Raw genomic sequence first — 1,134 nt, 5'->3', positions numbered from 1 at the left:
GTATCACCTCATCGACGCTTATTCCGACTAAGCCATTATCTGACTCCAGAATAATGATGTGGCGCGCATCATATGAATCAGCAATACCAAGCAGTTTTCTGCTGCATACAATAGTGACAATCTCTCCTCTTATATTGAGTACCCCGTCTACATATGACGGCGAGCCCGGTACAGGGACGGGGGTGATATAGTCATGAACTTCCCTCACCTTATCTACCGCATGAGCGTAAGTTTCATCTTCTATGGCGAAGCAGAGCCATTGTTTGTTGTCTTGTAACTGTAATGTCATCTATTGAATATACGTTGATAATCTCGGGCTGGACAATATATTTATTTAGTGTACTATATATATCAAATCATTAACAGCCTGACTTACTTTATTTAAATTGCTGTTTAATAAGAAATATGCAGTTTTATTAGATAAATTTCAGGTTTATTGTGACTTAAAAATAATAGAGATATAAATAATAGAGCTATTTATAAATGACAAATAATAACGATGAGAATGTTTCCATTACCCTCCGAGAACCTACAGCAGAAGACGGTTCTTCTGTCTTCGAATTAATTGCTGCCTGTCCTCCTCTGGACACCAATTCTATGTATTGCAATCTGCTGCAGAGCAGTCATTTTTCCCAAACATCTGTAGCTGCTGAAATGAATGAAACACTGGTCGGTTTTATTTCTGGTTATGTTTTACCTAAGAAACCTGACACTTTGTTTATATGGCAAGTCGCTGTGGGCGAGAAAGCAAGAGGACAAGGGCTTGCAAGCCGAATGCTTCGTCACATACTGATCCGTGAGCAATGTAAGAATGTGAAATTTATCGAAACCACTATCACACCGGATAATCGTGCATCGTGGGCATTATTTGAAAGTTTGGCCAATAAGCTTGATGCGGAGCTAAACCGATCAGTGATGTTTGATCGCCAACAACATTTTGCAGGTCAACATGAGACAGAAATGTTGGTCAGAGTCGGTCCATTCGAGCTATAGCAGAATAGATACAGATATCAGGATACGAAAAAAATATTACTAGGAGAAAAATAACCTATGAAAATCTTTGATGAAATTGAATCAGAAGTACGTTCTTATGCCCGCTCTTTCCCTCGCATGTTCAACCGTGCAAAAGACGAG

2 protein-coding genes are annotated in these 1,134 nt (G+C 39.2%); one reads left to right on the top strand and one right to left on the bottom strand.

All coding sequences use genetic code 11. The features are described 5' to 3' along the window. Positions 1-289: chemotaxis protein CheW (locus tag B4K20_RS14965; protein ID WP_289283524.1), on the bottom strand; the 289-nt coding region annotated here is incomplete at its 3' end. 194 nt (positions 290-483) lie between these two features. Between B4K20_RS14965 and ectA the strand changes: the two genes are divergently transcribed. Next, positions 484-993, top strand: a complete 510-nt coding sequence (ectA, locus tag B4K20_RS14960; protein WP_289283523.1) for a diaminobutyrate acetyltransferase — start codon at positions 484-486, stop codon at positions 991-993. The last annotated feature ends 141 nt before the right edge of the window (positions 994-1,134 follow it).

The sequence above is a fragment of the Methylophaga sp. UBA5088 genome (genome assembly GCF_002414625.1).
GTDB classification, from domain to species: Bacteria; Pseudomonadota; Gammaproteobacteria; order Nitrosococcales; family Methylophagaceae; genus Methylophaga; species Methylophaga marina.
This window is presented reverse-complemented; position numbering and strand designations above follow the sequence as displayed.